General features: G+C 68.4%; 24 protein-coding genes. 2 read left to right on the top strand and 22 right to left on the bottom strand.

What is annotated here, in order from left to right; all coding sequences use genetic code 11:
* Positions 1 to 5 precede the first annotated feature (5 nt).
* The 15 genes from ACFYT4_RS07980 to rpsJ form a co-directional block, all read right to left on the bottom strand.
* Positions 6 to 191, bottom strand: a complete 186-nt coding sequence (locus ACFYT4_RS07980) for a type Z 30S ribosomal protein S14 (protein WP_003956452.1) — start codon at positions 189 to 191, stop codon at positions 6 to 8.
* A gap of 5 nt (positions 192 to 196) precedes the next feature.
* The gene (gene rplE, locus ACFYT4_RS07985; protein WP_389266423.1) at positions 197 to 754 is read right to left on the bottom strand and encodes a 50S ribosomal protein L5; all 558 of its coding nucleotides are present in this window, start codon (positions 752 to 754) and stop codon (positions 197 to 199) included.
* Positions 754 to 1077 (bottom strand): 50S ribosomal protein L24, encoded by a 324-nt coding sequence (gene rplX, locus ACFYT4_RS07990; RefSeq protein WP_389266425.1) that lies wholly within the window; start codon positions 1075 to 1077, stop codon positions 754 to 756. Before rplX ends, rplE begins: the two co-directional genes overlap by 1 nt.
* Positions 1078 to 1079: 2 nt before the next feature.
* On the bottom strand, positions 1080 to 1448 hold the full coding sequence (gene rplN / locus ACFYT4_RS07995; protein WP_003956455.1) for a 50S ribosomal protein L14: 369 nt from the start codon (positions 1446 to 1448) through the stop codon (positions 1080 to 1082).
* Positions 1449 to 1545: 97 nt separating this feature from the next.
* Positions 1546 to 1830 (bottom strand): 30S ribosomal protein S17, encoded by a 285-nt coding sequence (gene rpsQ, locus ACFYT4_RS08000; RefSeq protein WP_389266427.1) that lies wholly within the window; start codon positions 1828 to 1830, stop codon positions 1546 to 1548.
* Positions 1827 to 2054, bottom strand: a complete 228-nt coding sequence (rpmC, locus tag ACFYT4_RS08005; RefSeq protein ID WP_389266429.1) for a 50S ribosomal protein L29 — start codon at positions 2052 to 2054, stop codon at positions 1827 to 1829. Before rpmC ends, rpsQ begins: the two co-directional genes overlap by 4 nt.
* The gene (gene rplP, locus ACFYT4_RS08010) at positions 2054 to 2473 is read right to left on the bottom strand and encodes a 50S ribosomal protein L16 (RefSeq protein ID WP_389266431.1); all 420 of its coding nucleotides are present in this window, start codon (positions 2471 to 2473) and stop codon (positions 2054 to 2056) included. The genes rpmC and rplP overlap by 1 nt, the downstream gene beginning before the upstream one ends.
* 5 nt (positions 2474 to 2478) lie before the next feature.
* The gene (rpsC, locus tag ACFYT4_RS08015) at positions 2479 to 3315 is read right to left on the bottom strand and encodes a 30S ribosomal protein S3 (protein WP_389266433.1); all 837 of its coding nucleotides are present in this window, start codon (positions 3313 to 3315) and stop codon (positions 2479 to 2481) included.
* Entirely contained in the window at positions 3315 to 3662 is a 348-nt protein-coding gene (gene rplV / locus ACFYT4_RS08020; protein WP_016645177.1) for a 50S ribosomal protein L22, read from the bottom strand. Before rplV ends, rpsC begins: the two co-directional genes overlap by 1 nt.
* A 43-nt stretch (positions 3663 to 3705) precedes the next feature.
* Complete coding sequence (gene rpsS, locus ACFYT4_RS08025) at positions 3706 to 3987, bottom strand: 30S ribosomal protein S19 (RefSeq protein ID WP_109295548.1); 282 nt, start codon at positions 3985 to 3987, stop codon at positions 3706 to 3708.
* Positions 3988 to 3999: 12 nt separating this feature from the next.
* A complete protein-coding gene (gene rplB / locus ACFYT4_RS08030) occupies positions 4000 to 4836 on the bottom strand; it encodes a 50S ribosomal protein L2 (RefSeq protein WP_389266436.1) in 837 nt (278 codons plus the stop codon).
* A gap of 49 nt (positions 4837 to 4885) precedes the next feature.
* Complete coding sequence (gene rplW / locus ACFYT4_RS08035; RefSeq protein ID WP_389266438.1) at positions 4886 to 5209, bottom strand: 50S ribosomal protein L23; 324 nt, start codon at positions 5207 to 5209, stop codon at positions 4886 to 4888.
* Positions 5209 to 5859, bottom strand: coding sequence for a 50S ribosomal protein L4 (gene rplD, locus ACFYT4_RS08040; protein WP_389266440.1), 651 nt, complete (start codon positions 5857 to 5859; stop codon positions 5209 to 5211). The genes rplW and rplD overlap by 1 nt, the downstream gene beginning before the upstream one ends.
* A gap of 5 nt (positions 5860 to 5864) precedes the next feature.
* Positions 5865 to 6509 (bottom strand): 50S ribosomal protein L3, encoded by a 645-nt coding sequence (gene rplC, locus ACFYT4_RS08045; RefSeq protein WP_313944689.1) that lies wholly within the window; start codon positions 6507 to 6509, stop codon positions 5865 to 5867.
* 14 nt (positions 6510 to 6523) lie between these two features.
* On the bottom strand, positions 6524 to 6832 hold the full coding sequence (gene rpsJ, locus ACFYT4_RS08050; protein WP_003948644.1) for a 30S ribosomal protein S10: 309 nt from the start codon (positions 6830 to 6832) through the stop codon (positions 6524 to 6526).
* An 893-nt stretch (positions 6833 to 7725) separates the two neighbouring features.
* Here rpsJ and ACFYT4_RS08055 point away from each other — a divergent pair.
* On the top strand, positions 7726 to 8169 hold the full coding sequence (locus ACFYT4_RS08055) for a hypothetical protein (protein WP_389266443.1): 444 nt from the start codon (positions 7726 to 7728) through the stop codon (positions 8167 to 8169).
* Positions 8170 to 8829: 660 nt separating this feature from the next.
* Positions 8830 to 10863 carry a PIG-L family deacetylase gene (locus ACFYT4_RS08060; protein ID WP_389266776.1) on the top strand — a complete coding sequence of 678 codons (2034 nt, stop codon included), beginning with the start codon at positions 8830 to 8832 and terminating at the stop codon, positions 10861 to 10863.
* Between the two features lie 237 nt (positions 10864 to 11100).
* Here ACFYT4_RS08060 and tuf read toward each other — a convergent pair whose 3' ends face one another.
* The 7 genes from tuf to rpoB form a co-directional block, all read right to left on the bottom strand.
* On the bottom strand, positions 11101 to 12294 hold the full coding sequence (tuf, locus tag ACFYT4_RS08065) for an elongation factor Tu (RefSeq protein WP_389266445.1): 1194 nt from the start codon (positions 12292 to 12294) through the stop codon (positions 11101 to 11103).
* Between the two features lie 151 nt (positions 12295 to 12445).
* The gene (gene fusA, locus ACFYT4_RS08070; RefSeq protein ID WP_389266447.1) at positions 12446 to 14572 is read right to left on the bottom strand and encodes an elongation factor G; all 2127 of its coding nucleotides are present in this window, start codon (positions 14570 to 14572) and stop codon (positions 12446 to 12448) included.
* A gap of 38 nt (positions 14573 to 14610) precedes the next feature.
* A complete protein-coding gene (rpsG, locus tag ACFYT4_RS08075) occupies positions 14611 to 15081 on the bottom strand; it encodes a 30S ribosomal protein S7 (RefSeq protein ID WP_100108597.1) in 471 nt (156 codons plus the stop codon).
* A 2-nt stretch (positions 15082 to 15083) separates the two neighbouring features.
* Positions 15084 to 15455: a 30S ribosomal protein S12 gene (gene rpsL, locus ACFYT4_RS08080; protein WP_003948652.1), complete on the bottom strand. Its 372-nt coding sequence runs from the start codon at positions 15453 to 15455 to the stop codon at positions 15084 to 15086.
* Positions 15456 to 16280: 825 nt separating this feature from the next.
* Complete coding sequence (locus tag ACFYT4_RS08085; protein WP_389266449.1) at positions 16281 to 16733, bottom strand: transcriptional regulator; 453 nt, start codon at positions 16731 to 16733, stop codon at positions 16281 to 16283.
* Between the two features lie 723 nt (positions 16734 to 17456).
* Complete coding sequence (locus ACFYT4_RS08090) at positions 17457 to 21374, bottom strand: DNA-directed RNA polymerase subunit beta' (protein ID WP_389266451.1); 3918 nt, start codon at positions 21372 to 21374, stop codon at positions 17457 to 17459.
* Between the two features lie 97 nt (positions 21375 to 21471).
* Positions 21472 to 24954 (bottom strand): DNA-directed RNA polymerase subunit beta, encoded by a 3483-nt coding sequence (gene rpoB / locus ACFYT4_RS08095; protein ID WP_389266453.1) that lies wholly within the window; start codon positions 24952 to 24954, stop codon positions 21472 to 21474.
* Positions 24955 to 25311 lie beyond the last annotated feature (357 nt).

Here is a 25311-nt window from a genome sequence, read left to right on the forward strand (position 1 = left end):
AGGGACTACCAGGAGCTCTTGGTCACGCCCGGCAGCTCGCCGCGGTGAGCCATCTCACGAAGGCACACGCGGCACAGGCCGAACTTGCGGTACACGGAGTGGGGACGGCCGCAGCGCTGGCAGCGGGTGTACGCGCGCACACCGAACTTGGGCTTGCGGGCGGCCTTGGCAATGAGAGCCTTCTTCGCCATCTCGTTCACGCCTCCTTGAAGGGGAAGCCGAGGTGACGAAGGAGCGCACGGCCCTCAGCGTCGTTGGTCGCCGTGGTGACCACGGTGATGTCCATACCCCGGACGCGGTCGATCTTGTCCTGGTCGATCTCGTGGAACATGACCTGCTCCGTGAGACCGAAGGTGTAGTTGCCACGGCCGTCGAACTGCTTGGGGGACAGACCGCGGAAGTCGCGGATGCGCGGGAGCGCGAGCGACAGGGTGCGGTCCAGGAACTCCCACATGCGGTCGCCACGGAGGGTGACGTGGGCACCGATCGGCTGACCCTCGCGCAGCTTGAACTGCGCGATGGACTTGCGGGCCTTGGTGACGGCCGGCTTCTGACCGGTGATCGTGGTGAGGTCCTTGATGGCACCCTCGATCAGCTTGGAGTCGCGGGCGGCGTCGCCCACACCCATGTTGACCACGATCTTGACGAGGCCGGGGACCTGCATGACGTTCTCGTACGAGAACTCCTCACGCAGCTTGCCCTTGATCTCCTCGCGGTACTTCGTCTTCAGACGCGGAGTGGTGGTGGTAGCCATCAGATGTCCTCACCCGTCCGCTTGGCAACGCGGATCTTGTTGCCCTCGTCGTCGAAGCGGAAACCGACGCGGGTCACGACCTTCTTGCCGTCCTTCTCCACGACGAGCTGAACGTTGCTCACGTGGATGGGGGCCTCGGTGATGACGATCCCGCCGGTCTGCGAACCACGAGCGGTCTGACCCGCCTTGGTGTGCTTCTTGACCCGGTTGACACCCTCGACCAGGACCCGGTCCTCGCGGGGGAAGGCCTGGATGACCTTGCCCTGCTTGCCCTTGTCCTTACCGGTGATGACCTGGACCAGGTCGCCCTTCTTGATCTTCATGCTTACAGCACCTCCGGCGCGAGCGAGATGATCTTCATGAACTTCTTCTCGCGCAGCTCACGGCCCACGGGGCCGAAGATACGGGTGCCGCGAGGGTCGCCGTCGTTCTTCAGAATGACGGCGGCGTTCTCGTCGAAGCGGATGTACGAGCCGTCCTGGCGGCGGCGCTCCTTGACGGTGCGAACGATGACCGCCTTGACGACGTCACCCTTCTTCACGTTGCCACCGGGGATCGCGTCCTTGACGGTGGCGACGATGACGTCACCGATGCCCGCGTAGCGGCGGCCGGAGCCACCGAGAACACGGATGCAAAGGATCTCCTTGGCACCAGTGTTGTCGGCGACACGCAGCCGCGACTCCTGCTGGATCACGTCTTATCTCCTGTTTGTCTGCCGGTTCCCCGGGGGCCACCTGAATGGCCCCCGGAGCCTGGCGGAACTGACCTGTGGGGAAAGCCCCGCAGGTTGATTACTTGGCCTTCTCGAGGATCTCGACGACGCGCCAGTGCTTGGTGGCGGACAGCCTCCGGGTCTCCATCAGGAGAACACGGTCGCCGATGCCGGCAGCGTTCTGCTCGTCGTGGGCCTTGAGCTTGTTCGTACGGCGGATGACCTTGCCGTACAGCGCGTGCTTGACGCGGTCTTCGACGGCGACGACGACGGTCTTGTCCATCTTGTCGCTGACGACGAGACCCTCACGGGTCTTGCGCGCGTTGCGCTCGGTCTTGGGGTCAGTCACATTGTTCTCGCTCATGAGGCGTTCTCCACCGTCTCGATGCCCAGCTCGCGCTCGCGCATCAGGGTGTAGATCCGCGCGATGTCCTTCCGGACGGCCTTCAGCCGACCGTGGTTCTCGAGCTGGCCCGTCGCCGCCTGAAAGCGGAGGTTGAACAGCTCTTCCTTGGCCTCGCGGAGCTTGCCGACAAGCTCCTCGTTGCCCAGCTCGCGCAGCTCGGACGCCTTGGTTCCGGCCGACATCACGCCTCACCTGCCTCGCGCCGAACGATGCGGCACTTCATCGGAAGCTTGTGAGCAGCGCGGGTGAGCGCCTCACGAGCAATCTTCTCGTTCGGGTAGGACAGCTCGAACATCACCCGACCGGGCTTGACGTTCGCGACCCACCACTCCGGGGAACCCTTACCGGAACCCATGCGGGTCTCGGCGGGCTTCTTGGTCAGCGGACGGTCCGGGTAGATGTTGATCCAGACCTTGCCGCCACGCTTGATGTGGCGGGTCATCGCGATACGAGCCGCCTCGATCTGGCGGTTGGTCACATACGCCGGCGTGAGGGCCTGGATGCCGTACTCGCCGAACGCAACCGTCGTACCACCCTTGGACATACCGCTGCGCTTCGGGTGGTGCTGCTTGCGGTGCTTGACCCTACGGGGGATCAGCATGGCGGTCAGGCCTCCGTTCCGGTGCTCTCAGCAGCCGGAGCAGCGGCAGCGGGAGCCTCGGCCTTGGGGGCCTCGGCGGCTGCGCTCTGCTGCGGCTTGCGGCCGCGACCGCCACGCTCGCCACCGCGGCCACCACGGCCGGCGGGGCGGTCGGCACCGCCACGGGCCGGGCGGTTGCCGGCGCGGGCGGCGGCGTTCTCGGCGCGGACCTCGGCGATGTTCTTGACGTCGCCCTTGTAGATCCAGACCTTCACGCCGATGCGGCCGAAGGTGGTCTTGGCCTCGAAGAAGCCGTACTCGACGTTCGCGCGGAGCGTGTGCAGGGGCACCCGGCCCTCGCGGTAGAACTCCGAGCGGGACATCTCGGCGCCGCCGAGACGGCCGCCACACTGGATCTTGATGCCCTTGGCGCCCGCCTTCATCGCCGACTGCATGCTCTTGCGCATGGCACGGCGGAAGGAGACGCGGGAGGACAGCTGCTCGGCAACGGCCTGGGCCACGAGCTGAGCGTCGACCTCGGGGTTCTTGACCTCAAGGATGTTCAGCTGGACCTGCTTGCCCGTGAGCTTCTCCAGGTCGCCGCGGATGCGGTCGGCCTCGGCGCCACGGCGGCCGATGACGATGCCGGGACGCGCGGTGTGGATGTCCACCCGCACACGGTCACGGGTGCGCTCGATCTCCACCTTCGAGATGCCGGCGCGCTCCATGCCGGACGTCATCATCCTGCGGATGGCGACGTCTTCCTTGACGTAGTCCTTGTACAGCTTGTCGGCGTACCAACGGGACTTGAAGTCCGTGGTGATACCGAGCCGGAACCCGTGCGGGTTAACCTTCTGGCCCATTACCGGGTTCCTTCCTTGCTGCTGACGACCACGGTGATGTGGCTGGTCCGCTTACGGATCCGGTAGGCACGGCCCTGGGCGCGCGGCCGGAACCGCTTCAGGGTCGGGCCCTCGTCCACGTACGCCTCGCTGATGACCAGCGAAGAGGCGTCACTGTGGTCGTAGTTGTGCGCGGCGTTGGCGATGGCGCTGTCCAGCACCTTGCCGACCGGCACGCTCGCGGCCTGCGGGGCGAAACGCAGGACCGCCTGAGCCTCCGTGGCATCCATGCCACGGATGAGGTCCACCACGCGGCGGGCCTTCATGGGCGTGACGCGGATGTACCGCGCCTGGGCCCTGGCTTCCATGGTTGTCCCTTCAGTGTCTGTCATGATCGATCACACCCCGCGATTAGCGGCGCTTCGACTTCCGGTCGTCCTTGACGTGGCCGCGGAAGGTGCGAGTCGGCGCGAACTCGCCGAGCTTGTGGCCGACCATCGACTCGGTGACGAACACCGGGACGTGGGTCTTGCCGTTGTGCACCGCGATCGTGTGGCCCAGCATCGCCGGGACGATCATCGAGCGACGGGACCAGGTCTTGATGACGTTCTTGGTGCCTGCCTCGTTCTGTACGTCCACCTTCTTGATCAGGTGGTCGTCGACGAAGGGCCCCTTCTTGAGACTGCGCGGCATCTGAACCCGCTCCTAGCGCTTCTTGTTCGTCTTGCGGCGGCGGACGATGTACTTGCTGCTCGCCTTCTTGGGAGAGCGCGTACGACCCTCCTTCTGACCCCACGGGCTGACCGGGTGGCGGCCACCGGAGGTCTTGCCCTCACCACCACCGTGCGGGTGGTCGACCGGGTTCATCGCGACACCGCGGACGGTCGGGCGGACGCCCTTCCAGCGCATCCGGCCGGCCTTGCCCCAGTTGATGTTCGACTGCTCGGCGTTGCCGACCTCGCCGATGGTGGCGCGGCAGCGGACGTCGACCAGCCGGATCTCACCGGAGGGCATGCGCAGGTGGGCCATGGTGCCCTCCTTCGCCAGCAGCTGCACGGAGGCACCCGCGGAGCGGGCGAACTTCGCGCCGCCGCCGGGCCGCAGCTCGATGGCGTGGATGGTCGTACCGACCGGGATGTTGCGCAGGGCCAGGTTGTTGCCCGGCTTGATGTCGGCACCCGGACCGTTCTCGATCCGGTCGCCCTGGCTCAGGCCACGGGGGGCGATGATGTAGCGCTTCTCGCCGTCCGCGTAGTGCAGGAGCGCGATGCGCGCGGTGCGGTTGGGGTCGTACTCGATGTGCGCGACCTTCGCCGGCACGCCGTCCTTGTCGTGGCGACGGAAGTCGATCACCCGGTAGGCGCGCTTGTGGCCACCGCCCTGGTGGCGGACGGTCACACGACCGGTGTTGTTACGGCCGCCCTTGCTGTGCAGCGGGCGGACCAGCGACTTCTCCGGCGTGGACCGCGTGATCTCGACGAAGTCGGCGACGCTGGAGCCACGGCGGCCCGGAGTCGTCGGCTTGTACTTGCGGATACCCATTGTCTCTCAGTCCTCGGAAATCCGGACTATCTGGACGTCTCGACCCCCGTCAGGAGGTCGGGCCGCCGAAGATGTCGATACGGTCGCCCTCGGCAAGGGTCACGATGGCGCGCTTGGTGTTGGCGCGCTTGCCGAAACCGGTGCGGGTGCGCTTGCGCTTGCCCTGGCGGTTGATCGTGTTGACCCCGGTGACCTTGACCGAGAAGACCGCCTCGACGGCCTGCTTGATCTGGGTCTTGTTGGCACGCGGGTCGACGATGAACGTGTACTTGTTCTCGTCCAGCAGCGCGTAGCTCTTCTCGGAAACGACCGGCTTGACGAGAATGTCACGCGGGTCCGAGTACGTCTTGCTGGTAACGGTCGCCTCAGTCATCAGGCGTCGCTCCCTTCGGTCTCGGCGGCCTGGGGGCCAGACACGAAGGACTCGAAGGCGGCCTGGGTGAAGACCACGTCCTCGGAGCGGATCACGTCGTACGTGTTCAGCTGGCCCGGCTCCAGGATGTGCACCTGGGGCAGGTTGCGGGCGGACAGCCACGCGGCCTCGTCCGAGCGCTCGACGACCAGGAGCAGGTTCTTGCGCTCCGAGATCTTGCCGAACAGCGTCTTGGCGGCCTTGGTGGAGATACCACCCTCGACCACGCCGGTGACGACGTGGATGCGGGAGTTGCGGGCCCGGTCGGTGAGGGCACCGCGCAGGGCGGCGGCCTTCATCTTCTTCGGGGTCCGCTGCGAGTAGTCACGCGGCACGGGACCGTGCACGACGCCACCGCCGGCGAACTGCGGGGCGCGCGTCGAACCCTGGCGGGCGCGGCCGGTGCCCTTCTGGCGGTACGGCTTCTTGCCACCACCGCGGACCTCGCCACGCGTCTTGACCTTGTGCGTGCCCTGACGGGCGGCGGCCAGCTGCGCGACGACGACCTGGTGGATCAGCGGGATGCTGACCTTGGCGTCGAAGATCTCGGCCGGGAGCTCGACGGTCCCGGACTTGTCGCCCGCGGGCGACAGAATGTCAATGGTGCTCATAGTCCTCAGGCCCCCTTGGCCGCAGTGCGGACCAGGACCAGGCCGCCGTTGGGACCGGGAACCGCGCCCTTGATGAGCAGCAGGCCCTTCTCCGCGTCAACGGCGTGAACGGTCAGGTTCTGGGTGGTGACCCGCTCGTTGCCCATACGGCCCGCCATGCGGAGGCCCTTGAACACACGGCCCGGGGTGGCGCAGCCACCGATGGAGCCGGGAGAGCGGTGCTTGCGCTGGGTGCCGTGACCGGCGCCGAGGCCCTTGAAGTTGTGACGCTTCATGACACCGGCGAAGCCCTTGCCCTTGCTCTTGCCCGTGACGTCGACCTTGACGCCGGACTCGAACACCTCGGCGGTGATCTCCTGGCCGAGCGTGTACTCGGCGGCGTCGGAGGTGCGGAGCTCCACCAGGTGGCGGCGGGGGGTCACGTCGGCCTTGGCGAAGTGGCCCTTGAGGGGCTTGTTCACCTTGCGAGGGTCGATCTCGCCGAAGGCGATCTGGACCGACTCGTAGCCGTCGGAGTCATTCGTACGGACCTGGGTAACGACGCAGGGCCCGGCCTTGACGACGGTCACCGGGACGACACGGTTGTTCTCGTCCCAGACCTGGGTCATGCCGAGCTTCTCGCCCAGGACGCCCTTGATCTGCTTAGCCATCTCTTCCGCGCCTCTCAGAGCTTGATCTCGATGTCGACGCCGGCCGGAAGGTCCAGGCGCATCAACGAGTCAACGGTCTTGGGCGTCGGGTCGAGGATGTCGATCAGGCGCTTGTGCGTACGCATCTCGAAGTGCTCGCGCGAGTCCTTGTACTTGTGCGGCGACTTGATGACGCAGTACACGTTCTTCTCTGTGGGCAGCGGCACCGGGCCCGCGACCGACGCACCAGTACGCGTCACCGTCTCGACGATCTTCTTCGCCGATGAATCGATGACCTCGTGGTCGTAGGCCTTGAGCCGGATGCGGATCTTCTGTCCCGCCATGGCTACTTCGTAGTCCTGTCTCTTCGTACGCTCTGGAACCCGGTGGGCTCTGGTCGTCTTCTCCGACCCACGCGGTCGGGCGTGTCGCAACCCCTCTACGCAGATATCCCGAAGGATTTCCCAACCAAGGGGGTGCGGGCCGAGGCCGCGCGTCGGGGGAAGACACCCACCGAATGCCTGGCAGGTACCCCGCTGACGCTTCCCGGAAGATTCCCGTACGTCCGCCCCAGCGCTGCCGATACGGCAGTTGGGACGACGAGTACTGTGGGACTCGCTTCCGGTCCTCCCGGCGGGAGGCGCGCAGCATCGGCACTCAACCGAGCAACCCGGACAGTCTGCCACACGGGGTCGGGGCCTGGCCAATCGTGGCCAGGAAGGGTACCTCAGGGCGTGCGCGGGGGCGGAGGAGGCTCACCGGGGGCGGGCGCTCACCCGAGCGCGACCGCCTCCGCGAGCCGGGGCGGGAGGCGACCGCCTTCCGAGCCCGGACGATGCCGGATGCACCCCGCTGCCGACGTACTCCACCCGGATTCGGGGCGGCCGGCCCCGGCGCGATTCCGAGGAGATTCCTGTCGCCCACCGCCATAGATTCACCCCAGTGTTCCGCCGATCCCGGTCCGGTGCCGCTCCCTGCGGGGGCGCGGTCGCGCGGGATTCCGCGGGCCCCGGCCCGGGTCAGGTCCGGGTGACGGTGCCGCATTCCTCGGGGAGGGTTCCGAGGTCCTTGCTGCGGTCGTAGGGGTCGACGGCGGGGCCGGAGGGCCCGGGGGCCGGGCCGGTCAGGTCCTCCTGGAACGCCGGGCTCGGGATCCCGGTGCCGCGGGCGCTGTGGCGCGGGGTCTTCGACGAGCGGGCCGGGCGCGGTGTCCCGTACGGGCGCTCCCGTCACGATCATGACGCCCGCCGAGCCGGTCCGGTCCTGTACGGAACAGGTGGGCGCGAGCGGGCACGATCTCCTGGTCCAGGAGCTGTACCGCGCCTGGGAGCTGCTGGAGGCCGCCGCGGACTCGGGCGCCGACCCCTGGGCCGGGCTGCTGTCCCCTCCCCCGCTGGCCCGGCGGCACACGGCCTGGGCGGTGGTGACGGTGCCGCCGGTGATGGCGGGCCGGGTACGGGGCCGTATGCGGGCGTTGCTGGCGGCCCTTGAGGCGGCGGGGGTCACGGGCCTCCACGCCTGGCCCCGTCCCTTCGGCACCGGCCCGGTCCGCTACGCCGTCGGCCTGGGGCCGGGGCGGGTGGACCGGGGGCTGGTGTCGACGCTCGCGGGTGAGTGGGCGGCGGGGCTGGGCGGCACGATGGTCACGCTGGAGCCGTGGCCCGGTCCGCGGCCCCAGTAGGAACCGCTCGCGGCCGCTCCCCCGCCACCCCGGTCATGCCGGGCACCCCCACCCGGGGCACGGGTGCGTCCTCGGACACCGGCGGTCCGGCCCACGCCACGTACAAGCCCCACGGCGAAGGCTGACGGCCGACCGGGCGGGCCCCGCCGGCGATCGGGAACCTCGGGGAGGAAACCGGGGAGGAAACCGGGCGCGGGCCGGGGCGTCGCCCCGCCCCGAGGGCCGTCCGGCTGTCGGCCCGACGCCCCACCCCGAGGGCCGCCCCGAGGCCCGCCGCGACGCCCGCTCCGGGCCCGGGCGCGGCGCCCGGGCCGACGCCTCCCAGGGCCCACGACACGCATTCCGTCGCGCCCGGAACAAACGTCCGCGCCGGAGGCAACCCTGATCGCCGATTATCCGTCTAGATGATCGCGGACGCGGCCTGACCAGCCAATTCAGCGCGTCGCTCGATCACAGCAAGCAGACGGGGGCAGGCCTGCCCGCTACCGGGGAAGCGGACGGAGCACACACCACATGTACGACACACCTGTTCATGCTCCGCGCATGTCCACGCGCACCGGCGGCACCCCGGACGAGGGCCCGGACACCGGTGGCCCGCAGGGCGGCACCCACCGGGACGGCGGGCGCGCCGCCCCCCGCCGGAGGTCCGTGCTCGCCGCGATGTCCGCGCTCATCGGTGCGGGCGTCGTCAGCGGCTGCACCGTGCCCGCCGCGCAGCACGCCGTACCGACGGCGGACCCGGCACCGGGCATGCCGATCGCGAGTTCGCGGCGGGCCCGGCTGATGCAGATACTCGCGCACCCGGACGACGACCTGTACTTCATGAATCCGGACACCCGGCTGATGCTGGACGCGGGAGTGCCCCTGGTCTGCGTGTATGTGACCGCGGGCGAGCACAACGGCCAGAACCGGATACCCGGGCGGCACGGCGAGGTCCACTCGGACCGCGCCGCGTACTCGTCCGCGCGCCACCAGGGGCTCCGGCAGGCGTACGCGGAACTCCTCGGGCTGGACACGTTCACCCCCTGGACCAGGGGTGTCGCGTCCCTGCGCGGGGACCGGCTCGCCGAGGTCGACACGCTGAGCCACGGCAACCGCCGGGTCGAGCTCGTCTTCCTCAATCTGCCGATGAACACCGCCCGGCAGCGGTCCGCGCTCCCCGCGCTCTGGCGGGACCGCGGTCTCGGCGTGCAGACGGTGATAGCGAAGGACTCGCCGCTGCGCAGGACGGTTCCGTACGACTACGACGGGCTGATCGACGTACTCGTGGGGCTGATGGAGCAGTACCGGCCCACGGTGATACAGACCCTGGACCCGGACCCGGACATCCAGCACAGCGACGAGACGACCCGCAGGAAGGACAGCGAGCAGCCGGGGTACTCGGACCACGCCGACCACACCGCCGCCGCCTGTTTCAGCTGGGCGGCCATGGTGCGCTGGGTCCGGGACGCGACCGCGGACGGCGGGCAGGTGCCGGGGTTCGTGGCGACGGCGTTCCGGGGCTACTACAACCGGCACTGGCCCAAGAACCTGCCGCCGCGGGTCCTGAAGGAGAAGGCGTCCCATCTGGTCCCGTACGGCGGCGATCCGCGGTGGCAGTGCGGCAACCCGTCGGGCTGCGGCGACTACGCCGTGGGCGGGGTGCGCCCGCTGAGGAACAGGAAGGGGTGGGTGCGTTCGACGCACCACCGCTACCCGGGGGCCCGGCCCGTCGCCGTCACCGGTCCGGACGGGCGGATCGCCGCGTACGGGGTGCTGGGGCTGCGCGCGGTCCGCTGGCGCGAGACCCGGCCCGGCAGCGGCCTGTGGGGCGCCCCGGACGACCTGGGCGGCGGCCCGCTCGCACCGACGCTGGGGGCGGCGGCGCTCCAGGACGGCCGGCAGCTCCTGTTCGCCCTGCGGTTCGCCGCGATAGGCGGCCGGGGCGCGTCGAACCGCCGGGAGATCGTGGTGCTCGAACAGCGCGCGCCCGGCGGGGAGTTCCTCGCCTGGGACGGGCTCGGCAGCCCCGAGGACACGGACGACGGGAGCCGCCGGATCGGCGTCCCGGTGGCGGTGACCGCCGCCGACGGCCGGGTGCATCTGTTCGTACGCAATGCGGCGAGGGGGCTCAGTACCCGCGTACGGGAGACGGACGGGACCTGGGGCCACTGGCGGGACCTCGGCGGTGAGGACGTCCAGGACGGCCTGTCGGCGGTCGTCGACGGCGCGGGACTGGTCCATGTCTTCGCCGCGGGCCGCGCGCGTGTGCACCACTGGGCCCAGGGATCGGCCGACGGGCCGGTGGTGTTCCGGGAGGGCGACCTGGACTCCCTGCCGCTGCCCGGCGGACCGGTCTCGGCCCTGCCGTCCGGGGACGACGGCATCGAGCTGTACTACCGGGCGCCCGCGTCCGCTCATCTGCTGTCCGTACGGGCTATCGGCACACCCGCCCGTACGCGCCGGATCAGGAACCTGGACGGTTACGGCCCGGTGAGCGTGGCCGCGGTGCCCGGGGGGCGGGCGTTCCTCGGCCGGGACCAGCGCGGCCGGATCGAGCTGGTGACCCCCGCGGGCCGGATGCGGCGGCCGGACGCGCTGGGCTCCCCCGCCCTCGTCGTCCACCGGTCCGGGGTCACGGCGGTCGGCCTGGAGGCGAACGCCCAGCCCTGGATGCTGCGGCCGGGGCGGGTCGGGGCCGGGGTCGCGGGCTGACGCGGCGGGGTGCCGCCACCGCGGCGGGGAACCGCGCCACCGCCGGACGGGCACCCGGCATCCGGCATCCGGAAGCGCCACCACGGCCGGATACGGCACCCCGCCGTATCCGGCGGCGGGGTGGACGGCGGCACGGCGCCACGGCCCGTAGAGCGCGAAGAGGCCCCGCACCTTCCGGTGCGGGGCCTCTCCCCTTGGTGCTCGTTCAGGAGCTACCAGGTCGGACCGACAAGTGACTTACTTGTTGATCTTGGTGACCTGGCCGGCGCCCACGGTCCGGCCACCCTCACGGATGGCGAACTTCAGGCCCTCCTCCATGGCGACCGGCTGGATCAGCTGGACCGACATGACGGTGTTGTCGCCCGGCATGACCATCTCGGTGCCCTCGGGGAGGGTCACGACGCCGGTCACGTCCGTGGTACGGAAGTAGAACTGCGGGCGGTAGTTGTTGAAGAACGGGGTGTGACGGCCACCCTCGTCCTTCGACAGGATGTACGCCTGCGCCTCGAACTCCGTGTGCGGGGTGACCGAGCCGGGCTTGATGATGACCTGGCCGCGCTCGACGTCCTCGCGCTTGATGCCACGGAGGAGCAGACCGACGTTCTCACCGGCCTGGCCCTCGTCGAGCAGCTTGCGGAACATCTCGATGCCGGTGACCGTGGTGGTGGTCTTCTCGGTCTTGATGCCGACGATGTCGACGGTCTCGTTGACCTTGAGGACACCACGCTCGATACGGCCGGTGACGACGGTGCCACGACCGGTGATCGTGAAGACGTCCTCGATCGGCATCAGGAACGGCTTGTCGACGTCACGCTCGGGCTGCGGGATCGACTCGTCGACGGCGGCCATCAGGTTCAGGACCGACTGGCCCCACTCCTTGTCGCCCTCAAGAGCCTTGAGCGCCGAGACACGCACGACCGGAAGGTCGTCGCCCGGGAACTCGTACTCGGAGAGGAGCTCACGGACCTCGAGCTCGACGAGCTCCATGATCTCCTCGTCGTCCACCATGTCGGCCTTGTTCAGGGCGACGACGATGTACGGAACGCCGACCTGGCGGGCCAGGAGCACGTGCTCCTTGGTCTGCGGCATCGGGCCGTCGGTCGCGGCGACCACGAGGATGGCGCCGTCCATCTGCGCCGCACCCGTGATCATGTTCTTGATGTAGTCCGCGTGACCGGGGCAGTCGACGTGCGCGTAGTGACGCGACTCCGTCTGGTACTCGACGTGCGCGATGGAGATGGTGATACCACGCTGGCGCTCTTCGGGCGCCTTGTCGATCTGGTCGAAGGCCGAGGCCTCGTTGATGTCCGGGAACGCGTCGTGCAGCACCTTGGTAATGGCGGCCGTGAGGGTCGTCTTACCGTGGTCGATGTGACCGATGGTGCCGATGTTGACGTGCGGCTTAGTCCGCTCGAACTTCGCCTTCGCCACTGGGGTCCTCCTGTGGAGTGGTTCTGTACGCCTTACTCATCGGCGCCAGGTGATCTTTGCTGGGATGCCGGGCCCGGTGCATTCTCTCCGTTTTGAGAGGGAATGCCCCCGCAGGCTCCGGTGACAAGCCTAAAGCGTGAACTCGGGTGAGTTACTCGCCCTTGGCCTTCGCGATGATCTCCTCGGCGACGTTCCGGGGAACCTCGGCGTAGGAGTCGAACTGCATCGAGTAGCTTGCGCGACCCGAGGTCTTGCTGCGGAGGTCTCCGACGTAGCCGAACATCTCCGAGAGCGGCACCAGGCCCTTGACGACCCGGGCACCGGCCCGCTCCTCCATGGCCTGGATCTGGCCACGGCGGGAGTTGATGTCACCGATGACATCGCCCATGTAGTCCTCGGGCGTGGTGACCTCGACGGCCATCATCGGCTCCAGCAGCACGGGGCTGGCCTTGCGCGCGGCCTCCTTGAACGCCTGCGAACCGGCGATCTTGAAGGCGAGCTCGGAGGAGTCGACCTCGTGGTAGCCACCGTCGATGAGCGTGACGCGGACGCCCGTCATCTCGTAGCCGGCCAGGATGCCGAACTGCATGGCCTCCTGCGCGCCCGCGTCCACCGAAGGGATGTATTCCTTGGGGATGCGGCCACCGGTGACCTTGTTCACGAACTCGTAGGAGGCGTCGCCGCCCTCGATCGGCTCGATCGCGATCTGCACCTTGGCGAACTGACCGGTACCACCGGTCTGCTTCTTGTGGGTGTAGTCCACGCGCTCGACGGCCTTGCGGATCGTCTCGCGGTACGCGACCTGGGGCTTGCCGACGTTCGCCTCGACCTTGAACTCGCGGCGCATGCGGTCCACGAGCACTTCGAGGTGAAGCTCGCCCATACCGCCGATGACGGTCTGGCCGGTCTCCTCGTTGGTGTGCACCTGGAAGGAGGGGTCCTCCTCCGCGAGACGCTGGATGGCGACACCCAGCTTCTCCTGGTCACCCTTGGACTTGGGCTCGATCGCGACCTCGATGACCGGCGCCGGGAAGTCCATGGACTCCAGGATCACCGGGTTCTTCTCGTCGCTGAGCGTCTCACCGGTGGTGGTCTGCTTCAGGCCCATGACGGCGACGATGTCGCCGGCGCCCACGGCGTCGATCTCCTCACGCTTGTTCGCGTGCATACGGTAGATCTTGCCGATGCGCTCCTTGCGGCCCTTCACGGAGTTCAGCACCGCGGTGCCGGACTCCAGACGGCCGGAGTAGATGCGCACGAAGGTGAGCTTGCCGAGGTGCGGGTCGCTCATGATCTTGAACGCCAGCGCCGACAGCGGCTCGTCCTCGGACGGCTTGCGCTTGACGACCACCTCGGGGTCCTTGACGTCGTGGCCCTCGATGGCCTCGACGTCCAGGGGGGAGGGGAGGTAGCGCACGACCGCGTCGAGCAGGGGCTGAACACCCTTGTTCTTGAACGCGGTTCCGCAGAACACCGGGGTGATGGTGATGTCCTGGGACTTGCCGGACGCGATGGTGATACGGCGGATCGCGGCGTGCAGCTGCTCCACGGAAGGCTCCTGGCCCTCCAGATACAGCTCCATGATCTCTTCGTCGTTCTCGGCGACGGCTTCGAGGAGCTTGCCGCGCCATTCCTCGGCGGCCTCGGCGTGCGTGGCCGGGATGTCGACGATGTCGTACATCTCGCCCTTGGCCGCCTCGGCGGACCAGACGAACGCCTTCATCGTCACGAGGTCGACGACGCCCTTGAAGTCGGCCTCGGCGCCGATCGGCAGCTGCATCACGATCGGCGTCGCGCCCAGGCGGTCGCTGATCATGTCGACACAGCGGTGGAACTCGGCACCGGTGCGGTCGAGCTTGTTGACGAAGCAGATACGCGGCACGCCGTAGCGGTCCGCCTGGCGCCAGACGGTCTCGGACTGCGGCTCCACACCGGCGACACCGTCGAACACCGTGACAGCGCCGTCGAGGACGCGGAGCGAACGCTCCACCTCGACGGTGAAGTCGACGTGGCCCGGGGTGTCGATGATGTTGATGGTGTGATCGACGTCCTCGAGCGGCCAGTGACAGGTCGTCGCGGCGGACGTGATCGTGATGCCGCGCTCCTGCTCCTGCTCCATCCAGTCCATCGTGGCAGCGCCGTCGTGGACCTCACCGATCTTGTAGCTCACACCGGTGTAGAAGAGGATGCGCTCGGTGGTCGTCGTCTTGCCCGCGTCGATGTGGGCCATGATCCCAATGTTGCGGACCCTGGCCAGGTCAAGCGAAGTGGTGGCCATTTGGCTCAGTCTTCTCTCGGTCTCGATGTGGGTAGCGACTACCAGCGGTAGTGCGCGAAGGCCTTGTTGGACTCGGCCATCTTGTGCGTGTCCTCACGCTTCTTGACCGAAGCGCCGAGGCCGTTGGAGGCGTCGAGCAGTTCGTTCATGAGGCGCTCGGTCATGGTCTTCTCACGGCGGGCGCGCGAGTAGCCGACGAGCCAGCGCAGCGCGAGAGTGGAGGCGCGGCCGGGCTTGACCTCGACCGGCACCTGGTAGGTCGCGCCACCGACACGGCGGGACTTGACCTCAAGCGCGGGCTTCACGTTCTCCAGGGCGCGCTTCAGCGTGATGACGGGGTCGTTGCCCGTCTTCTCGCGGAGGCCCTCCATGGCGCCGTACACGATGCGCTCGGCGGTGGAACGCTTGCCGTTCAGCAGAATCTTGTTGATGAGCGACGTCACCAGAGGAGAACCGTAGACCGGGTCGATGATGACCGGGCGCTTCGGGGCGGGGCCCTTACGAGGCATGCTTACTTCTCCTTCTTGGCGCCGTAGCGGCTGCGGGCCTGCTTGCGGTTCTTGACACCCTGGGTGTCCAGCGAACCGCGGATGATCTTGTAACGAACACCCGGCAGGTCCTTCACACGGCCACCACGCACGAGCACGATGGAGTGCTCCTGCAGGTTGTGTCCCTCACCCGGAATGTAGGCCGTGACCTCGATGCCCGAGGTCAGGCGCACACGCGCGACCTTACGGAGAGCCGAGTTGGGCTTCTTCGGGGTGGTCGTGAACACACGCGTGCAGACGCCCCGGCGCTGAGGGGAACCCTCAAGGGCAGGCGTCTTGTTCTTCTCGACCTTGTCCTGCCGGCCCTTGCGGACCAGCTGCTGGATCGTAGGCACTACTTCTCCGGTTTCTGTGTGCCGTTCAGTGAAACTAACCTGGAACCCACCGACCCACGCGGTCGGGTGTGTCGAGCCTGCGGGGCTCCGCCGCGAAGGCGGAGGAGGCGCAGAATGCGGTGGCCGGTCAGAGGCTCGCCATGCGGTTGAGGACACGCACACGAGCCCAGGCACACCCCAGGCACAAGGTCTGAGCGTACCTACCGCATGGACTCCGGTCAAAACAAATGCCCACGCGCACGAAGGACGAGGCGACCTCGGAGAACGGACGGTTCGGGGCGGGTGGACGCACCGCCTTCCCCGCGTCACTGTCCGGTGCGGCACGGGCACGGTCCGCCGTGCCGTACGGGGCCGGGTGGGGGTCGCACGCATGTGCCCGTACGGGCACAGACGGATTGTACGCGGGTGCCCCGCACGGGCCACCACGGGGTGCTGCGGAGTGCCGCGCGCCACGGTTCCGGGCCGCGCGCGCCTGGGTTCCGGGCCGTGCGTGCGACGTCCTGGCGGTGCGCGCGACGGTTCCGGGCGGTGGGTGCCCGGGTGCGGGGCGTACGCCGGAGCCGCCGGGGCCCGGGCGTGTGCTGCGGCGGGCGGCACCGGGTCGCCGGGCGGGCTCGCGGTCCGGGGCGGGCGGTCGGGTGGTGGCGCGGGTCGCCGTGGGCGGCCACCTCGGCGGTCACGGACGGGAGGGCCCGAGGCCGGAGCGGGCCCGCCCGGCGCGTCGTCGCCAGGGCGTGCGGCACCCGGTCCCCGTCGGGCAGCAGGGCAGCAGGGCGGCACGGCAGCGGACCGCGGGCGCGGGGCGGCCCAGGAGGGCGGCGCCGTTCAGCCCCGGGCGGTCCGGCCGCCGCCCTCGGCCGGACGAACGCCCTCGCCGGGCGTGTCGTCGGGCTCCAGGAACTGGTTCACCACTCTGACGAACACATCCAGCCGGTCGTCCGGGACCCCGAGCCGGCGCGCGAAGTCCTCCAGCGACGGCTGCCAGTCGTCCGGCGGCAGCGGGTCCGCCGCCGCCGGCAGCTCCTCCGGGGTGACCCGGCCGGACCGGATCAGCATGTCGCGCAGGGACACCCCGAGAGGCGGCGCGATTCTGCGCATGGTCTCCAGGTCGGGCATCCCCCGCCGCTGCAGCAGCCGGGTCACGGCAGCCCGGTGCACCCCGGCCTCGTCCGCGATCCGGGACTTCCCACCGCCACGCGGACTGTCGATGTCGTAGCCGCGCTCACGCATCAGGCCCTCGACCCACTCTGCGAACGCGTCCAGCTCGCGAGTTGTCATGTACCGCCCCTCGGTATTTCGGCCATTCCACTCCCCCAGCGTGCTTGCGCGCGCAGAATTACGTGCTTTCGCGCGCGCAATCACAGGGTATCCAAGAAGTCCCCAGGGATGAGCATGTTGCGCGTGAGCGCGCACCATGCCACTCCGGGCGGCTGTACGACCCGTCGGCCTCCCGCACCCCCAGGGACCTCCGGGCTCCGGCACGCGGAGCAGCCCCGGACCTCGGAGGATCCCTCTGCTCCGGAAGGCCGCCACCGCAGGCTCCCACCTCTCCCCGCCTCCGCCCGACGGCCCGGGGCAGCCGCCCCCGCACCCGGGCCTGCGCCACCTGCCTCGTACAACACGAGTACGAGCGGGCCATGACACACGGCCGGCGGGACCCGTGGCACCGGTGGACCGGGGGCCGACCCCCTGCCGCCCGCCCCACCCGGCCTCCCCCGCAGCCTGGCACCACCCTTGCCCGTCGTGCCGTACCCGGTCCCGAGGCACCTGCCCCGGGCCGGGTCACGGCAGAGCCCAACTGGTTGCGCGCGCGCACGCTCTCTGTCCGCATCGGCCGACGGCGGCTCCCGCTCCCCGCCCAGCACGGCGACCAGACCGACAGGCAGCTCGCCGACACACAGGCCCGCTCGCTCCCGGGAGCCGACCGGCCGCCGAGCCGGGGAACGCCGAAGGGCGGCCACCCCGTGTGCACGGGGTGGCCGCCCTCAGCGGACGTTCGCCTTACTGGTTGTACGGACCGTAGTCGTAGTCCTCCAGCGGGACGGCCTGGCCGGAGCCGGTGCCGAACGGCGAGTAGTCGATGTCGTCGTAGCCGACGGCCGAGTACATCGCGGCCTTAGCCTCCTCGGTGGGCTCCACCCGGATGTTGCGGTAGCGGGACAGGCCCGTACCGGCCGGGATGAGCTTACCGATGATGACGTTCTCCTTGAGGCCGATCAGGGAGTCCGACTTGGCGTTGATCGCCGCGTCGGTCAGGACCCTGGTCGTCTCCTGGAAGGACGCCGCCGACAGCCACGACTCGGTGGCCAGCGACGCCTTGGTGATACCCATCAGCTGCGGACGGCCGGAGGCGGGGTGACCGCCCTCGGTGACCACACGACGGTTCTCGGTCTCGAACTTCGAGCGCTCGACCAGCTCGCCCGGCAGCAGCTCCGCGTCGCCGGACTCGATGATCGTCACCCGGCGCAGCATCTGCCGGATGATGATCTCGATGTGCTTGTCGTGGATCGACACACCCTGCGAGTTGTAGACCTTCTGGACCTCGCCGACCAGGTGGACCTGCACGGCCCGCTGGCCGAGGATGCGGAGCACGTCGTGCGGGTTGGTGGCACCGAAGGTCAGCGCCTGGCCCACCTCGACGTGGTCGCCCTCGCGCACCAGGACCTTGGCACGCTTCGAGATCGGGAACGCCGTCTCGTCGCTGCCGTCGTCCGGGGTGACGACGAGCTTCTTGGTCTTCTCGGTCTCCTCGATCCGGACGCGGCCGGCCGCCTCCGAGATCGGGGCGACACCCTTGGGCGTACGCGCCTCGAACAGCTCGACGACACGCGGCAGACCCTGGGTGATGTCGTCACCGGCCACACCACCGGTGTGGAAGGTACGCATCGTCAGCTGGGTGCCGGGCTCACCGATGGACTGGGCGGCGATGATGCCGACCGCCTCACCGATGTCGACGAGCTTGCCGGTGGCGAGCGAACGGCCGTAGCAGTACGCACAGGTGCCGACCGCGGACTCACAGGTCAGGACCGAGCGGGTCTTGACCTCCTCCACGCCCGCGCCGACGAGCGCGTCGATGAGCACATCGCCGAGGTCGACGTTGGCGGGCGCGATGACCTTGCCGTCGACGACGACGTCCTCGGCGAGCATCCGCGCGTACACCGACGTCTCGACGTCGTCGGCCTTGCGGAGCCTGCCCTCGGTGTCCTTCTGCGCGATCCGCAGCTTGAGGCCGCGGTCGGTGCCGCAGTCCTCCTCGCGGATGATGACGTCCTGCGAGACGTCCACCAGACGACGGGTCAGGTAACCCGAGTCGGCGGTACGCAGGGCGGTGTCGGCCAGACCCTTTCGGGCACCGTGCGTGGAGATGAAGTACTCCAGCACGGACAGGCCCTCACGGAAGGACGCCTTGATGGGACGGGGGATCGTCTCGTTCTTGGCGTTGGACACCAGACCACGCATACCGGCGATCTGACGCATCTGCATCATGTTTCCGCGAGCGCCCGAGTTCACCATCATGAAGATGGGGTTGGTCTTGGGGAAGTTCGCGTTCATCGCCTCGGCGACCTCGTTGGTCGCGCGGGTCCAGTTGTCGATCAGCTCGTTCGTGCGCTCCTGCTTGGTGATCAGGCCGCGCTCGTACTGCTTCTGGATCTTCTCGTCCTTGGCCTCGTACGAGGCGACGATCTCCTTCTTCGCCTCCGGGACGACGACGTCCGAGATGGCGACGGTGACGCCGGAACGGGTCGCCCAGTAGAAGCCCGCCGCCTTCAGGTTGTCGAGCGTCGCCGCCACGATGACCTTGGGGTAGCGCTCGGCGAGGTCGTTGACGATCTCGGAGAGCTGCTTCTTGCCGACGGAGTAGTCGACGAAGGGGTAGTCCTCGGGCAGCAGCTCGTTGAAGAGCGCGCGGCCCAGGGTCGTACGCAGCCGGAAGCTGTCGCCCTGCTGCCAGGAGCCGCCGAGGCCCGTGACGGCGCTGTCGTCCTCGTCGGCCGGCGGGGTCCAGCCGCGCGGCGGGATGGTGCCCACCGGGAAGCGGATGTCGACCTTGGCCTGGAGGGACAGCTCACGGGCGTCGAACGCCATGATCGCCTCGGCGGTGGAGCCGAAGGACCGGCCCTCGCCCTTGACCTCGCGCTCCTCCTCACCCGTGGTGAGGAAGAAGAGGCCCAGCACCATGTCCTGGGTCGGCATGGTGACGGGACGGCCGTCGGCCGGCTTGAGGATGTTGTTCGAGGAGAGCATCAGGATGCGCGCCTCGGCCTGCGCCTCCGCGGAGAGCGGCAGGTGGACGGCCATCTGGTCACCGTCGAAGTCCGCGTTGAACGCGGTGCAGACGAGCGGGTGGATCTGGATGGCCTTGCCCTCGACGAGCTGGGGCTCGAACGCCTGGATGCCGAGGCGGTGCAGCGTGGGCGCACGGTTCAGCAGCACCGGGTGCTCGGCGATGACCTCTTCGAGGACGTCGTACACGACGGTGCGGCCGCGCTCGACCATGCGCTTGGCCGACTTGATGTTCTGCGCGTGGTTCAGGTCGACCAGGCGCTTCATCACGAACGGCTTGAACAGCTCCAGCGCCATCGCCTTGGGCAGACCGCACTGGTGCAGCTTGAGCTGCGGGCCGACGACGATCACGGAACGGGCCGAGTAGTCGACGCGCTTGCCCAGCAGGTTCTGGCGGAAGCGGCCCTGCTTGCCCTTGAGCATGTCGCTCAGGGACTTCAGCGGACGGTTGCCCGGACCGGTGACCGGACGGCCGCGGCGGCCGTTGTCGAACAGCGCGTCGACGGCCTCCTGGAGCATCCGCTTCTCGTTGTTCACGATGATCTCGGGGGCACCGAGGTCGAGCAGACGCTTCAGACGGTTGTTCCGGTTGATGACCCGGCGGTACAGGTCGTTCAGGTCGGAGGTCGCGAAGCGGCCACCGTCCAGCTGCACCATCGGACGCAGGTCCGGCGGGATGACCGGGACGCAGTCCAGCACCATGCCCTTGGGGCTGTTGCTGGTCTGGAGGAACGCGGAGACGACCTTGAGGCGCTTGAGCGCACGGGTCTTCTTCTGCCCCTTGCCGGTACGGATGATGTCGCGGAGGCGCTCGGCCTCCTCTTCCAGGTCGAAGGACTCCAGGCGCTTCTGCAGCGCGGCGGCGCCCATCGAGCCGTCGAAGTACGTGCCGAAGCGGTCGCGCAGCTCGCGGTAGAGCAGCTCGTCGCCCTCCAGGTCCTGGACCTTGAGGTTCTTGAAGCGGTTCCACACCTCGTCGAGACGGTCGATCTCGCGCTGGGCGCGGTCGCGCAGCTGCTTCATCTCACGGTCGGCGCCCTCGCGCACCTTGCGGCGCACATCCGCCTTGGCGCCCTCGGCCTCCAGCTCGGCCAGGTCGGTCTCAAGCTTCTTGGCACGGGCCTCGACATCGGCGTCCCGGCGGTTCTCGACCTGCTGGCGCTCGACGGAGACGTGCGCCTCCAGCGACGGCAGATCGCGGGTCCGGCGCTCCTCGTCCACGAACGTGATCATGTACGCGGCGAAGTAGATGACCTTTTCCAGGTCCTTCGGCGCGAGGTCGAGCAGGTAGCCGAGGCGTGAGGGAACGCCCTTGAAGTACCAGATGTGGGTGACGGGCGCGGCCAGCTCGATGTGGCCCATCCGCTCACGGCGCACCTTGGCGCGGGTGACCTCGACGCCACAGCGCTCACAGATGATGCCCTTGAAGCGGACGCGCTTGTACTTGCCGCAGTAGCACTCCCAGTCCCGGGTGGGGCCGAAGATCTTCTCGCAGAAGAGTCCGTCCTTCTCGGGCTTGAGGGTGCGGTAGTTGATGGTCTCGGGCTTCTTGACCTCTCCGTGGGACCACTGGCGAATGTCGTCAGCGGTGGCCAGGCCGATCCGAAGCTCGTCGAAGAAGTTGACGTCGAGCACTATGCGTCAATCCCTCTCAGGGTTGTGTCTCAAGGTGGTCTGTACGGGGTCCGGGGCAGCGGCCGGGATCACCTGCGGGCGATCCCGGCCGGACCCGTCAGACCTCTTCGACGCTGCTCGGCTCGCGCCGGGACAGGTCGATGCCGAGCTCTTCCGCAGCACGGAAGACGTCCTCGTCGGTGTCGCGCATCTCGATGGACATGCCGTCCGAGGACAGCACCTCCACGTTGAGGCACAGGGACTGCATCTCCTTGATGAGCACCTTGAAGGACTCGGGGATGCCGGGCTCGGGGATGTTCTCGCCCTTGACGATGGCCTCGTAGACCTTCACGCGGCCGGTGACGTCGTCGGACTTGATGGTCAGCAGTTCCTGGAGGGCGTACGCGGCGCCGTAAGCCTCCAGCGCCCACACCTCCATCTCACCGAAGCGCTGGCCACCGAACTGGGCCTTACCACCCAGCGGCTGCTGGGTGATCATCGAGTACGGGCCGGTCGACCGGGCGTGCAGCTTGTCGTCGACCAGGTGGTGGAGCTTGAGGATGTACATGTACCCGATCGAGATCGGGTCCGGGAACGGCTCACCGGAGCGGCCGTCGAACAGCCTCGCCTTGCCGGACGGCAGGACCATGCGGTCGCCGTCGCGGTTGGGGATCGTGGACTCGAAGAGTCCGGAGATCTCGTCCTCGCGGGCGCCGTCGAAGACCGGGGTCGCGACATTGGTGCTGGGGGCGACGTCGTCGGCGCCGATCGCCTTCAGCCGCTCCATCCAGTCCTCGCTGCCCTCGACCTTCCAGCCCTGGCTGGCGAGCCAGCCGAGATGGATTTCGAGGACCTGTCCCGGGTTCATCCGGGACGGGACGCCCAGCGGGTTGAGGATGATGTCGACCGGGGTGCCGTCCTCCAGGAAGGGCATGTCCTCGATCGGCAGGATCTTGGAGATGACGCCCTTGTTGCCGTGACGGCCGGCGAGCTTGTCACCGTCGGTGATCTTGCGCTTCTGGGCGACGTACACCCGGACGAGCTGGTTGACGCCGGGCGGCAGCTCGTCGCCCTCCTCGCGGTCGAAGACGCGTACGCCGATGACCTTGCCGGTCTCGCCGTGCGGCACCTTCAGCGAGGTGTCACGGACCTCACGGGCCTTCTCGCCGAAGATCGCGCGCAGCAGGCGCTCCTCCGGGGTCAGCTCGGTCTCACCCTTGGGCGTGACCTTGCCGACCAGGATGTCCCCGGCGATGACCTCGGCGCCGATGCGGATGATGCCGCGCTCGTCGAGGTCGGCGAGGACCTCCTCGGAGACGTTCGGGATGTCCCGGGTGATCTCCTCGGGGCCGAGCTTGGTGTCACGGGCGTCGACCTCGTGCTCCTCGATGTGGATCGAGGAGAGGACGTCGTCCTGCACGAGGCGCTGCGACAGGATGATCGCGTCCTCGTAGTTGTGGCCCTCCCACGGCATGAACGCGACGAGCAGGTTCTTGCCGAGCGCCATCTCGCCCTGCTCGGTCGCCGGGCCGTCGGCGAGGACCTGGGCCTCGATGACCCGGTCGCCCTCGGAGACGATGACCTTCTGGTTGACCGAGGTGCCCTGGTTGGAACGGGAGAACTTGGCGACGCGGTAGGTGGTGTAGGTGCCGTCGTCGTTGGCGACGGTGACGTAGTCCGCGGAGACCTCCTGGACCACACCGTCCTTCTCCGCCTTGATGACGTCACCGGCGTCGACGGCGCAGCGGTACTCCATGCCGGTGCCGACCAGCGGCGCCTCGGCCGTGATCAGCGGAACGGCCTGGCGCATCATGTTCGCGCCCATGAGGGCGCGGTTGGCGTCGTCGTGCTCCAGGAAGGGGATCATGGCGGTCGCGACCGACACCATCTGGCGCGGCGAGACGTCCATGTAGTCGACGTCCGTGCCGGGCACGTAGTCGACCTCGCCGCCGCGGCGGCGGACGAGCACACGGGACTCGGCGAACCGGAACTCGTCGGTCAGCGGCGCGTTGGCCTGCGCGATGACGAAGCGGTCCTCCTCGTCGGCGGTCAGGTAGTCCACCTCGTCGGTGACCCGGCCGTCGACGACCTTGCGGTACGGCGTCTCGATGAAGCCGAACGCGTTGACCCGGCCGTACGAGGCCAGCGAGCCGATCAGACCGATGTTCGGGCCTTCCGGCGTCTCGATCGGGCACATGCGGCCGTAGTGCGACGGGTGCACGTCACGGACCTCGAAGCCGGCCCGCTCACGGGAGAGACCACCCGGGCCGAGGGCGTTGAGACGGCGCTTGTGCGTCAGGCCCGACAGCGGGTTGTTCTGGTCCATGAACTGGGACAGCTGGCTGGTGCCGAAGAACTCCTTGATGGAGGCGACGACCGGCCGGATGTTGATCAGGGTCTGCGGCGTGATCGCCTCGACGTCCTGGGTGGTCATGCGCTCGCGCACGACGCGCTCCATACGGGCGAGACCCGTACGGACCTGGTTCTGGATCAGCTCGCCGACGTTGCGGATGCGGCGGTTGCCGAAGTGGTCGATGTCGTCGGTCTCGACCATGATCGAGCGGCCGGACTCGCCGACCGTCTCGGTCTCACCGGCGTGCAGCTTGACCAGGTACTTGATGGTCGCGATGACGTCGTCGGTGGTGAGGACGCCGGCGTCCAGCGGCTCGTCCGCGCCGAGCTTCTTGTTCACCTTGTAGCGGCCGACCTTGGCGAGGTCGTAGCGCTTGGGGTTGAAGTAGAGGTTCTCCAGCAGCGTCTGGGCGGCCTCGCGCGTGGGCGGCTCGCCCGGACGGAGCTTGCGGTAGATGTCGAGCAGCGCGTCGTCCTGACCCTGGGTGTGGTCCTTCTCCAGGGTGGCGCGCATGGACTCGTACTCGCCGAACTCCTGGAGGATCTGCTCGGTCGTCCAGCCGAGGGCCTTGAGGAGGACGGTCACGGACTGCTTGCGCTTGCGGTCGATACGCACACCGACCATGTCGCGCTTGTCGATCTCCATCTCCAGCCAGGCACCCCGGGAGGGGATGATCTTGGCGGTGAAGATGTCCTTGTCGGACGTCTTGTCGATGGAGGAGTCGAAGTAGACGCCCGGCGAGCGGACCAGCTGGGACACCACGACACGCTCGGTGCCGTTGATGACGAAGGTGCCCTTGTTGGTCATGAGCGGGAAGTCGCCCATGAAGACCGTCTGAGACTTGATCTCGCCGGTCTCGTTGTTGGTGAACTCGGCCGTGACGAAGAGAGGCGCGGCATACGTGAAGTCGCGCTCCTTGCACTCGTCGATCGAGTTCTTCGGAGGCTCGAAACGGTGATCGCGGAAGGTCAGGGACATCGACCCGCTGAAGTCCTCGATCGGGGAGATCTCCTCGAAGATCTCCTCCAGACCGGACTTGGTGGGGACGTCCTGTCCGCTGTCCAGAGCCGCCTCGACGCGAGCCTTCCAAGCGGCATTGCCGAGCAGCCAGTCAAAGCTCTCGGTCTGGAGCGCGAGGAGGTTCGGAACCTCAAGGGGCTCTTTGATCTTTGCAAAGGAGATGCGCAGCGGGGCGGTGCTGGCGCCGTTGTTCGTATTCGCGGTCGAGGCGTTGCGCGAGGCGGCCAAGAGGGGGTCCTTCCGAGGGCTCGGACTCACTACGCGCGTACCGGTCCCAAGCCGGGCAGGGGAGCCGAAATCCCAGGTCAGGGAGTGATCGGTCCACAGTGCTCGTGCGAGGGGATGCCCCTGGTGACGGGCAGGGAGCAGTTAACAGGCAGCGCAAAGGGTCAGTGTAGCCACTTGGCACACTGATGTCCAGTGCGGGCTTTTCGAAACCCTCGCTGCCCTCGTTGTACTCAACTCCGCGAACCCTCGCGCCATGAGGCGCACATCGATACTGCCCACTCGGTCGCCGATCCATGCCTCGGATCCGGATCGTTGTGACGACGCGTCCTGAGAATTGCGCGCTGCGTGCGGTTCGTC

The sequence above is a fragment of the Streptomyces sp. NPDC004609 genome, from assembly GCF_042873655.1.
Lineage (GTDB): Bacteria > Actinomycetota > Actinomycetes > Streptomycetales > Streptomycetaceae > Streptomyces.

Bases quoted from the DNA above. Each gene is read 5' to 3' on its own strand.
- rplP (WP_389266431.1), bottom strand. From the start codon at position 2,473: ATGCTGATCCCCCGTAGGGTCAAGCACCGCAAGCAGCACCACCCGAAG.
- rplB (WP_389266436.1), bottom strand. From the start codon at position 4,836: ATGGGTATCCGCAAGTACAAGCCGACGACTCCGGGCCGCCGTGGCTCC.
- ACFYT4_RS08085 (WP_389266449.1), bottom strand. From the start codon at position 16,733: ATGACAACTCGCGAGCTGGACGCGTTCGCAGAGTGGGTCGAGGGCCTG.
- rplX (WP_389266425.1), bottom strand. From the start codon at position 1,077: ATGAAGATCAAGAAGGGCGACCTGGTCCAGGTCATCACCGGTAAGGAC.
- rplV (WP_016645177.1), bottom strand. From the start codon at position 3,662: ATGGAAGCCAGGGCCCAGGCGCGGTACATCCGCGTCACGCCCATGAAG.
- ACFYT4_RS08060 (WP_389266776.1), top strand. From the start codon at position 8,830: ATGTCCGCGCTCATCGGTGCGGGCGTCGTCAGCGGCTGCACCGTGCCC.
- ACFYT4_RS07980 (WP_003956452.1), bottom strand. From the start codon at position 191: ATGGCGAAGAAGGCTCTCATTGCCAAGGCCGCCCGCAAGCCCAAGTTC.
- rplC (WP_313944689.1), bottom strand. From the start codon at position 6,509: ATGGCTAAGCAGATCAAGGGCGTCCTGGGCGAGAAGCTCGGCATGACC.
- rplD (WP_389266440.1), bottom strand. From the start codon at position 5,859: ATGAGCACCATTGACATTCTGTCGCCCGCGGGCGACAAGTCCGGGACC.
- rpsC (WP_389266433.1), bottom strand. From the start codon at position 3,315: ATGGGCCAGAAGGTTAACCCGCACGGGTTCCGGCTCGGTATCACCACG.
- rplW (WP_389266438.1), bottom strand. From the start codon at position 5,209: ATGACTGAGGCGACCGTTACCAGCAAGACGTACTCGGACCCGCGTGAC.
- rpsS (WP_109295548.1), bottom strand. From the start codon at position 3,987: ATGCCGCGCAGTCTCAAGAAGGGGCCCTTCGTCGACGACCACCTGATC.
- rpmC (WP_389266429.1), bottom strand. From the start codon at position 2,054: ATGTCGGCCGGAACCAAGGCGTCCGAGCTGCGCGAGCTGGGCAACGAG.
- rpsJ (WP_003948644.1), bottom strand. From the start codon at position 6,832: ATGGCGGGACAGAAGATCCGCATCCGGCTCAAGGCCTACGACCACGAG.
- rpsG (WP_100108597.1), bottom strand. From the start codon at position 15,081: ATGCCTCGTAAGGGCCCCGCCCCGAAGCGCCCGGTCATCATCGACCCG.
- rpsQ (WP_389266427.1), bottom strand. From the start codon at position 1,830: ATGAGCGAGAACAATGTGACTGACCCCAAGACCGAGCGCAACGCGCGC.
- ACFYT4_RS08055 (WP_389266443.1), top strand. From the start codon at position 7,726: ATGACGCCCGCCGAGCCGGTCCGGTCCTGTACGGAACAGGTGGGCGCG.
- fusA (WP_389266447.1), bottom strand. From the start codon at position 14,572: ATGGCCACCACTTCGCTTGACCTGGCCAGGGTCCGCAACATTGGGATC.
- rplE (WP_389266423.1), bottom strand. From the start codon at position 754: ATGGCTACCACCACCACTCCGCGTCTGAAGACGAAGTACCGCGAGGAG.